Raw genomic sequence first — 10,327 nt, 5'->3', positions numbered from 1 at the left:
TGAGAATGAAGGCGGTGCGTTTAGGCTTGTCGCCTCGCCGATCCCGCAGTCTATGCCGAGAAACAGAAGACTTCTGGCGCACTTAACCAAGGGCTCTATAGGGTCAGTCCGCATTGGACCGATACGTCTGCCAGACATCAGCCAGTTTGCTTGGGACTGATATCCTACGAGGTTCAATAATTGAAATTATATTAGGACGCGGGAAACTCGAGTAATATTCTATTATTACTCTCCAAGCTTCCGCTTTTAAGCCAGCCCTCAGCTCTTTGCCGATGCCGCCATCGCCTGCAGGATGATGACCGTCGATGCAGCCCCTGGATCAATGTGACCAAGCGAACGTTCGCGAAGACGCGCGGCACGCCCTTTGGCTGCAATCATGGATCGGGTCGTGTTCGCACCGGCCGTGGCAGCTGAGACAATCTTATTCCAGAATTCGCCCGCGCTTTGATTTTCATTCACCGCCGTTTGCGCAGCTTCAGCGGCAGGCAGCCAGGCATCAAGCATTGTCTTGTCGCCACGCTGTCCGTGGCCTCGCTCACGAATGCCAACGCCGATGGCCTCAATGATGGTCGCACACGTCGCCAGATCAAGATCGTTGCGGCCTGCCGTTGCCTGCGCTGCACGGCGGAAGCCTGTGGCATAAAGCGGCCCAGTTGATGCGCCGACCGCATTAATGAATGCGGTTGCTGCCGTATTTAGAACCGTTGAAATGTCAGTTTCGTCGAGATTAAGCTTCGACAATTCACTGCGCACGGCCTGAAAGCCCAGAGCCATTGTCGTTCCATGGTCGCCGTCGCCAATTGCGCCGTCAAGTTCGGATAGCCGATCACGTTCCGCTTCAAGCGACGCAGACACAGCATCAAACATATGGGCAAGACGACGAGCCGCAGTTTCCGACATGGATTTTCTCCTCAAACCTTACAACTGCAACGCGCGACGCTCGTCATAAGGCGTATGCTAATTTACTTTCAGGCACAGTGAAACGATAGAACCCAAACACAGCCTTTAGCTGATTTTGAGGCCTGCCGTTTCACATGGATGCAGCAGCAGGTCCGACAGCTCATGATCAAGATGCATGATTGATATCGACGCTCCGACCATATCCAGAGACGTGCAATAATGCCCGATCCAGTTGGCTTCAATGTGAATATTCTTGGCTTCAAGTCGCTGCGCCACACGCCGATAGAGAACGTAAAGTTCCATCAGCGGTGTCGCTCCGAATGAATTGACCAGCACCGCCACGCGATCACCCGGTACAGCCTTCATTTCGTTGAAGATTCTGTCCATGATGCCGTCAACAATTTCATCAGCCTGACGAATGCGATCACGCGATACACCCGGCTCGCCGTGAATGCCAACGCCGATTTCCATATCTTCAGGGCCGATTTCAAAATTATGCCGACCGGTTTGCGGCAATGAACCCGGCTCAAGAGCCACACCGATCGTATAAGTCCGCGAGTTGGCCTTGCGGGTAACGATCTCACAGGCATCAAGCGACAAGCCCTTGTCGCAAGCAGCACCTGCCACCTTGAAGACGAAGAAATTACCTGCCACGCCGCGGCGTCCGTCCTTGTCATCGATTGGCGATGAAGCGATATCGTCGGTGGTCAGAACCGTCTTGATCCTGACGCCCTTTTCCTCGGCCATTTCAGCCGCCATCTCGAAGTTCATAACGTCGCCGGCATAATTGCCATAGACGAAGAGAACGCCTTCGCCGTTGGAAGCTGCCAGCGCGCATTGCACAATCGGATCGGGTGGAGGCGACGAGAAGACATTGCCGACCGCAACAGCATCAGCCAGTCCCTTGCCCACATAGCCCACAAAGCATGGCTCGTGACCGGCACCACCGCCAATGACAAGCCCCACCTTGCCGGGGCGCGGACCATCTCGCGCGACCAGTGCCCGGTTGGAGCCGCCAATCGGCTGCACGAATTTGCTATGGGCCCGAACAATACCGTCGAGCATTTCCTCAACCACTTCGTTTGGATTGTTGAGGAGCTTCTTCACCCGCACGCGAAAAGCTGTAGGAACCTGATTGGTCTTGGGCTTCTGCGAAAGACGCGCATCAAGATCAATCACACCATCGGCGCGCAAAATACCGAGTCCTGTCGCAGCATCGGTCACAAGCACATTGATGAAACCGCCGCGGAGCGCTGCCAGAAGTGCTGGCACCTTGTCGAAACCGCCTGCAACCGCAATACGGGTATGAATCTGCCGCAGCTTATCGAGCGAAATGCCGATTGTCCGCTCATCAAGCGGACCTGCAACCGGCTTCCCACGCTCATCGATGAAACGGCCTGCCACAACACCGACAGCGCCCGCTGCAAGATATTGCTGCAGAGAAACCGATTCAAAAAAGCCGCTGGTGTGAATGGTGGAATTGGAACGAAGCGACGACACACCGAAGAGAATGCGATTGGCATTCTCAAGGGTCGCAAACTGTTCCTGAAGCAAAGGCTCTTCGAGCAACACATCCCGCGTCTGCTGCGAACGCACCATAGCGGGTGCCATGATATTCACGCAGCGTGCCGAAACAGCTTCTGCAAGTGCTGCCGCACAACGTTCGGGCGTATAGGGAAATGACGCCGTGGTGCCGCCTGTCGCCTGCACGACGGTCATGTCCTGTAACGAGCCTATAGCGGTCTGCTCGCCGACCGAAAGCACCGTCCGTCCCCAGGCAACCGCGAGTGTATCGCCGGATTTGAGAATCTTGTTAAGCGCATGTGCGCCCGCAACCCCAAGCCGATCAATCAGCGGGCGGGCATTGTCGTCATGCGGAATGATAAGGCAGTCTGTCAGGCCGAAATGGCGCTTCAACTCCTGAGCAACAGACAGCGATTCCAACCGCCCACCCTCAAGAGAGATGTTGACGATGCCCTTATCGCGCGCTTCGGCCAGATAGCTATTCACGGTTGCGCGCGAAATGCCCATGACATCGGCAATCTCGCTCTGCGTCAGGCCGTCTTCGTAATAAAGCCAGCAGGCCCACACATAGGGATCATCGCCATAACGCATGGGAATCGTGATCGAATTCTCGCTTGTACCGGTCTTTGGCTTGCCGACCTTGCGCGATGGGTTGGGCTTGAGCGTCATGCGATTTTCTGTTGCCTCTCTCCTGCGCAGCAAACATGAAAGCGTTCAAACGCAATTGCAACATGATGAAACGAATTTGGCGCCTGAACGTGTGGACCCACACAGTTTTCAGACGCCAAACTCAAAATCGGGACAGAAAGCCTTACTGCAAACGGCTCTTTGCCTGTGCTGCAAGGTCAGTCAGAATCAGTGCGCAGGATGTTGCACCCGCATCAAGGACACCCAGTGAACGCTCACCGAGACGGCTCGCGCGACCGATCTTAGCCACGAGATTAAGTGTGGAGTCGCGACCGGCTTCAGCAGCCGCCGACAAAGCGTCCAGGCTCTCAGCAAAAGACTGGCCCTTGCCATTTGCTTCGTCAAAAGCATCGATTGCCGGGATCAGCGTGTCGAGCAGCGTCTTGTCACCAAGCTTTGCCGAACCGATCGACTGGATGCCTTCAAGACCTGCATGAAGCATGGTGCTGAACGTGGCTGCATCAATATTTTCGACGCCTTCCAGCTTTTCTGCAAACTCGTTGAACATCACGCCGTAAAGCGGGCCCATCGAGCCACCGATTTCGGTCAGCAGAACGGTTCCGAGCGTATCAAGACCTTCAGCAAGCGTTACGTCTTTACCACGCAGGCGTTCGGCTGCGAGGCCGAAACCCTTGGCCATGTTCACACCATGGTCGCCATCGCCGATCTTGCCGTCGATTTCGCTTAAGTAGGCTTTGTTTTCGATAATCCGGTCTGCAAGCGAAAGAACGATCTCACCCGATCCGGCATTCTTGAATGTCTGCATGATATGCCTCTTTCTTACAAAACCGCCGTGCAGCGGGCTTCTACATCCAGCAGTGCTTTCAGTTCATCATCCAACGCCATGACTGTCAGCGTCGCACCGACCATTTCGAGCGACGTGAAGTAGTTGCCGACATAGGTGCGATAAACCTTGAGGCCGCGCGCGGTAATTTCCTGCTCGATGGTATCGTTGAGGATATAAAGCTCGTTGATTGGCGTTGCGCCAAGTCCGGAAACCAGAACCGCAACTTCGGTGCCTTCGGGCAAATTGTGATCGTCGAGAACGATCTTGCTCATGTCCTTGGCAACTTCGTCAGCACGCTTCAACGGTTCGACGCGGACACCCGGCTCACCATGATGGCCGATACCGACTTCCATCGTGCCTGGCTCGATCTGAAAGTTTGGATGGCCGACGGCTGGCAGCGTGCACGGACCAAGGCCAACGCCGATAGAACGGCAATTGTCGATGGCCTTCTGTGCCGTTGCCTGCACTTCCTGAAGGCTTGCACCCGATGCAGCTTTTGCACCGCCAACCTTCCACATGAAGATTTCGCCAGCAACGCCGCGACGCTTTTCGCGTTCGTCAGCAGGAGCTGAGCAGACATCATCATTGGCAACGACGGTCAGAACTTCAATTCCGGCCTTGGCAGCAAGCTTGATCGCCATTTTGACGTTCATGTTGTCGCCGGCATAGTTGCCATAAAGGCAGACGACGCCCTTGCCACCATTGGCTTCACGAGCAGCATCGTAGAAGCTCTTGGCGGTTGGGGAAGAGAACAGTTCTCCAACGGCAACAGCATCAAGCAGGTTCTTGCCGGTATAGCCGATGAAAGCAGGCTCATGGCCCGATCCACCACCGGTAATAACGCCAACTTTCCCCTCGATAGGTGCATCTTTCGCGACAACCACGCGAGGGTTTTCCGTCGAAAGCCGGACCAGGTCTTTATGCGCCTTGATGAAACCCTTGACGGTATCTTCGACCACTTCATCAGGGTTATTGATAAATCTTTGCATTTTGCACCTATCGAAGGCGAGAGATGAGTTCCCGCTCTATAATTTTAAAGCCGTATTTTCGGCCCCGAACGATCGTCAGACCGTTCGCTTTGTTAAAGAATTGTGTAGCCACCATCGATCAGAAGGTCGGCACCATTTATCATGTTCGCACCGCTTGACGCCAGAAAGACTGCGGCGGCTGCAATTTCTTCCGGAAACGCGAAGCGTCCAGTTGGAATGCGCTTCTTGGCAGCTTCACCCTTTTCGCCGTTCCAGGCCTTCTTGCCCAGTTCTGTGAGAACAATGGTCGGAGAGATCGTGTTGACGGTGATGCCGTATTTGCCCCATTCGGCAGCAAAGGTTTTCGACATGCCGATAACACCGAACTTCGACGCGCAGTAAGCAACATGCTCTTCAATCGCAACAGTACCGGCCTGCGAGGCGAGATTGACGATCTTGCCGCCTTTGCCTGCAGCGATCATGGCGCGGCCCACTTCCTGCGTGACGAGGAAGCTGCCCTTGAGGTTGATTGCAATCGTGCGATCCCAATCGGAAATGGTCAGATCTTCGGCGGGAGCGAGGAAAACAACACCGGCGCTGTTTACAGCGATATCGATCTGTCCGAATGCCTCGACCACGCCTGATACCGCAGCCTTCACCGAAGCCGGATCAGATACGTCGCAGACGAAAGGCTTTGCACCGTCTCCAAGCGCTTCTGCCTTGGCACGCGCCTGATCAGCATTGATATCAAGCACAGCAACCTTTGCACCCTTGGCAGCGAAGGCTTCAGCAACGGCCGCGCCAATACCGGAAGCAGCGCCAGTTACCAGAGCAACTTTACCGTTGAGCGGGAAGTTCAGGTCGATTTGGGGAGATTGGTCGGACATTGTTTGATCCTCGGTGTTGAGGGTAGCGGAATGTTTGGGTTGCGGGATGAGCCGGGGGCTGCCCATCCCGCTGTTCTCTATTACTTGCGTGCTTCGAGCAGCTTGTCGACATTGTCGGCAGTTACTGGCGTCCAAGGAACATTGTATTCCTTGTCCTTACCGTCGTTGAACGGCATGTCAGGATACTGAGCCCAGATGTCGGACTGTGGCTTGTAGTCGCCCTTCTTCGCATGGAAGATTGCGAGGTCCATTGCACCCTGCGCCTGAGCGCGTGCATCCTGCAGGATCGACGTCATAGTACCGGCCTTAACTGCGTTAAGCGCATCGGTCACACCATCAATACCGGCGATAGCAAAGTCATCAACCTTGAGGCCTGCCGACTTGATGGCTTCAATCGCGCCGAGAGCCATTTCGTCGTTCTGGCCGATCACACCGTTGATTTCACCCTTGTGTGCGGTCAACCAGTTTTCCATCAGCGTCTGTGCTTCAGCGCGCGACCAATTTGCGGTCTGCTGTTCAAGAACCTTCACGTCCGGGCATTCAGCAAGCGCCTTCTTGTTGCCTTCGAGACGCGAAACCTGCGACGACTGACCAATCGGGCCTTCGATGATGACGACATTGCCCTTGCAGCCGATCTTGTCGAGAACGGTCTTGGCTTCCATGTAGCCGGAAACTGCATCGTCAGAACCGACATAAGAAGCCAGAAGATCAGAGTTTACGCGGGTGTTGGAACCAACAACCGGAATGTTTGCATCGGCAGCTGCCTGAACGGCAGTCGCACCGGCTTCAACATCGATCGGCACGAAAATGATCGCGTCGAACTTCTGGGTGATCATGGTGTTGAACTGTTCCTGCTGAACGAGCGCGTCATAACGACCGTCGAAAACCGTCAGCGAAACTTCGCCGCTCTTCACAGCTGGATGTTCTTTCAGCGCTTCAGACCAGATCTGCATGAATTCAGCGTTCAGGCCGTAAGGGGCTGCGCCAATCTTCAGCTTTTCCTGAGCATTTGCGGCGCCTGCGAGCAGAGCCGTAGCCGATGCCAGGGCAATCAGCAGTTTCTTCATTGGTATTCTCCTCCACAATATCCGCAATGATTGAATGTGCGGCTTTGGTTACGCCATGAAACTGGCAATTCAGAATTTTTAGAAATCAGGCGCTCTGGTTGCGTTTCTGATCGAGCATGACTGCACCGACGATCAACGCACCTTTGAGAACCTGCTGGTAGTAAGATTCGATCCCCATCAGATCGAGACCATTGTTCATGACGCCAATGATGAGCGCGCCAATCAGCGTTCCCGTGACACGGCCTACGCCGCCCGAAAGACTGGTGCCGCCGATAACAACCGCAGCAATTGCATCCAGTTCGTAAGCAATACCGGCCTGCGGCAGCGCGGAGCCGGTGCGGGCAGCAAGCATCATACCTGCAAGGCCGGAAAGTGCGCCGGAGATGACATAAACAGAGAAGCGGACGCGGGTGACATTGATACCCGATGTCTTTGCTGCATGTGGATTACCGCCAACAGCATAGACATAACGGCCAAAGCGCGTGCGTGTGAGAACCCACCAGGCCCCGATGAAGACAATAGCCAGAATAATGACAGGCATCGGGATGCCCATGATCTTGGCAGTTCCGATCCAGCGGAAATCCGGGATCAGTGCAGGTACAGGCTTACCGCCGCCGTAGATAAGCGTCATGCCGCGTGCAGCCGACAGCATACCGAGCGTTGCTACGAATGCTGGCACCGAGAAACGCGAAACAATCCAGCCAACCAATGCGCCACACGCACAACCGACTGCAAGACCGGCAGCAATGGCGACGATTGCCGGATAAGGGCCGCCCGCAACGCTTGCAGCGGCAGATGTCGTGGCAAGGCTGGCTGCAACAATACCTGTGAGCGCTGCAACTGAGCCGACAGATAGGTCAATGCCCCGCGTCAGAATAACAAACGTCATACCGATTGCCAGCACACCGTTGATCGAGGTCTGCAGGAGGACGTTTGAAATATTGCCCGTTGTCAGGAAGTATGGATTCGACACCGACAGAATGAAGACCAGAAGCAGGAAGGCTAGGAAAATGCCATATTCCTGAATGATCAACCGGCGCTTCTCGGAAGCGAACCAGCTGTTCGTTTGTGTTTTCTCGATATTGCTCACGTTTTCCAGCCTCTTCCCAGCCTGCCAGTGTCAGGCCTAATCTCAATCAAGCGTGCAAAGCATTGCATTACGCGCATCCCGAAAACCGGTTCCCGCTTTTTGGGATGCGCTTAGATCAACGCCCGCCATCAGGTTGACAGATGCACCAGCTTTTGTGCGTCAGTGTCAGCCCTGTCATAGACGCCAGCCGACCGGCCCTGCCGCATCACGAGGATACGGTCGGACATGCCCAGAACCTCGTCGATTTCAGATGAAATCATCACGACGGTGCCGCCTGACGCAGTGAATTCGCAGATGATGCGATAGATTTCGCGTTTTGCGCCCACATCCACACCGCGTGTCGGCTCATCGAGCAACAACAGGCGCGGATTGCGCAAGAACCATTTCCCCAGCACAACTTTCTGCTGGTTGCCGCCCGAAAGACCGGAAACCGGCATCGTGTCGCGTGCTGCCTTGATGCCGAAATGCGCGATCATCTTAGCGCTTGCTTCAGCTTCTTCGCGCTGACGCATGACAAATGACGGGCTCATTTCAGGAAGACTGGCAAGGCAGATATTGGCGCGCACACTGTCTGTGAGGTTAAGTCCCGTTAGCTTGCGGTCTTCGGTGACAAAGGCAATGCCTTCAGCCATTGCATCAGCAGGCTTGCCCACTTTGAGGGCGCGGCCCTCAAGCCGAATCTCGCCCTTGCTTGCCTTGTCGAGACCGAAGATGCAGTTGAAAATTTCGGAACGACCCGAACCCATCAGGCCGTAAATGCCAAAGATTTCGCCTTTACGGACCGAGAACGAAATATCTTCGATCTTGCCAGGAAGAACGAGATCGGAAACCTCGAAGCCAATCTGATCGGTAGGCTCGTTGGTCTTGATGAATTCTTCGCCAAGCTCGCGCCCAACGATCAGACGGATCAGTTCGGGACGGTCGATATCCCTCAGCGCGCCCGAACCGACATAACCGCCGTCGCGGAAAACCGTATAGGAATCTGCGATCTGGAAAATCTCGGACAGGCGATGCGAGACATAGACAATGCCCTTGCCTTCAGCCTTGAGACGTTCGACTGCCTTGAACAGCTGCTGCGCTTCCTTTTCACCGATGGCCGATGTCGGCTCATCCATGAAGATAACATCGGCATTGTGGCTGAACGCCTTGGCGATTTCCACGAGCTGCATCTGTGCAACCGACAATTGGCTCATCACCTGTGTCGCGCGAATGTCAAACTCCAGACGATCCAGAAGCGCCTGCGCTTCACTGTTCATCTTCTTGAAGTCAATGCCGCCAAATCGTGCTGAAGGTTCACGACCAAGAAAGATATTCTCTGCAACACTCATATGCGGAACAGGGCTCAGCTCCTGTTCGATAATCGCGATACCGGATTTAAGCGCTTCCGCAGGCGTCGAATACTGAACCTCTTCGCCGCGCAGCCAGATCTTGCCGCCGTCGCGCTGCTGGATACCCATCAGAATGGAGAGGAACGTGGATTTACCTGCGCCATTGCCGCCACAAAGCGCATGGACCGAACCTGCACGCAGTTCCAGCTGGCCATTGCGAAGTGCCGCAACACCGCCGAACGATTTTTTCAGGCTCTCAACTTTCAATAGCGTCCGCACGGTATCCTCCTTGACCACGCATGACAAAAATCACTCATTGTTCGACATATGTCAATAAGCTCATTTTACATTTGATTGATAATCACCGGCTTTTGTCAAAACTAAATTCAGGCGCACCCGCAATCTATTATCGAAGGCGACAAAGGTCTTCGGTGAAGGAATGTACAACTAGTTGTAATTTAACGATTATAGTTAGGTCTAGTCCGCATATGTATGTCATAAAAATCAGTTAAGCGGATCATCAAACTTATAGACGTGTATTGTGTCTGTTGCGCGAAAGACGCTCCAGCAGTCTTCAGTAATCAATCTCTGAAAAGCTTTAGAACTTATAGATTCTGTAAAATCTTCATCATAGCGACCAACATCAATATGACAGCGCGCCCCTTCCTCGAACGCGCTGACACCGAACCCTCCGCATGTTCGTGAGAATAGTTAGAATTTAAGCTTCGTCGCTTGCATCAAGTGTATGCAAGCAGATTTCAATTCATCGTTTTGGAATCAAAAAGCGCGGCGACAGTTTGCCAGCGGGCTTTGAGTGTTTAGAGCGCGTTTCGATCTGATTGGATCCGATCGGCGCTCTAATTTTCTGTTTTAACGCGCATCTTTGTCCGAACGCCGTTTCACACCTTTCGGGATGCGCTTTAGATCAAGCCTTCTTCTTTTAGAGCCTTCTGTACGGCAGGACGCGCCATGACGCGTTCGCGCAGAGCAAGAGCCTTCGGATAGGCGGTCAGATCGACCTTCAACATAAGGCCCCAACCAATGATGACGGATACATAGGCATCGGGTTGGGTAAAATCGGCCCCAAGC

At 54.2% G+C, this 10,327-nt stretch carries 8 protein-coding genes and 1 pseudogene; all 9 read right to left on the bottom strand.

Going from position 1 to position 10,327, the window contains the following annotated elements; translation table 11 throughout:
* Positions 1 to 258 precede the first annotated feature (258 nt).
* The gene (gene dhaL / locus ABWV94_RS20780; protein ID WP_064322104.1) at positions 259 to 900 is read right to left on the bottom strand and encodes a dihydroxyacetone kinase subunit DhaL; all 642 of its coding nucleotides are present in this window, start codon (positions 898 to 900) and stop codon (positions 259 to 261) included.
* Between the two features lie 105 nt (positions 901 to 1,005).
* Positions 1,006 to 3,093, bottom strand: a complete 2,088-nt coding sequence (locus ABWV94_RS20775) for a bifunctional sugar-binding transcriptional regulator/dihydroxyacetone kinase subunit DhaK (RefSeq protein ID WP_151563588.1) — start codon at positions 3,091 to 3,093, stop codon at positions 1,006 to 1,008.
* A 142-nt stretch (positions 3,094 to 3,235) separates the two neighbouring features.
* Entirely contained in the window at positions 3,236 to 3,877 is a 642-nt protein-coding gene (gene dhaL, locus ABWV94_RS20770; protein ID WP_113497356.1) for a dihydroxyacetone kinase subunit DhaL, read from the bottom strand.
* 14 nt (positions 3,878 to 3,891) lie between these two features.
* Positions 3,892 to 4,887: a dihydroxyacetone kinase subunit DhaK gene (locus ABWV94_RS20765; protein WP_079213536.1), complete on the bottom strand. Its 996-nt coding sequence runs from the start codon at positions 4,885 to 4,887 to the stop codon at positions 3,892 to 3,894.
* 92 nt (positions 4,888 to 4,979) lie between these two features.
* A complete protein-coding gene (locus ABWV94_RS20760) occupies positions 4,980 to 5,753 on the bottom strand; it encodes an SDR family oxidoreductase (protein WP_064322107.1) in 774 nt (257 codons plus the stop codon).
* 80 nt (positions 5,754 to 5,833) lie between these two features.
* On the bottom strand, positions 5,834 to 6,820 hold the full coding sequence (locus ABWV94_RS20755; protein ID WP_064322108.1) for a substrate-binding domain-containing protein: 987 nt from the start codon (positions 6,818 to 6,820) through the stop codon (positions 5,834 to 5,836).
* A gap of 85 nt (positions 6,821 to 6,905) precedes the next feature.
* Entirely contained in the window at positions 6,906 to 7,910 is a 1,005-nt protein-coding gene (locus ABWV94_RS20750; RefSeq protein ID WP_007880217.1) for an ABC transporter permease, read from the bottom strand.
* 128 nt (positions 7,911 to 8,038) lie between these two features.
* The gene (locus ABWV94_RS20745) at positions 8,039 to 9,517 is read right to left on the bottom strand and encodes a sugar ABC transporter ATP-binding protein (RefSeq protein WP_353415217.1); all 1,479 of its coding nucleotides are present in this window, start codon (positions 9,515 to 9,517) and stop codon (positions 8,039 to 8,041) included.
* A 641-nt stretch (positions 9,518 to 10,158) separates the two neighbouring features.
* A pseudogene (gst, locus tag ABWV94_RS20740) lies at positions 10,159 to 10,327 on the bottom strand (glutathione transferase); the annotation flags it as partial.

Source organism: Brucella sp. NBRC 12953, assembly GCF_040369775.1.
In the GTDB taxonomy this organism is placed as follows: Bacteria; Pseudomonadota; Alphaproteobacteria; order Rhizobiales; family Rhizobiaceae; genus Brucella; species Brucella pseudogrignonensis.
Note: the sequence above shows the minus strand (reverse complement) of the source record. Positions and strands in the feature narration are given on the sequence as shown.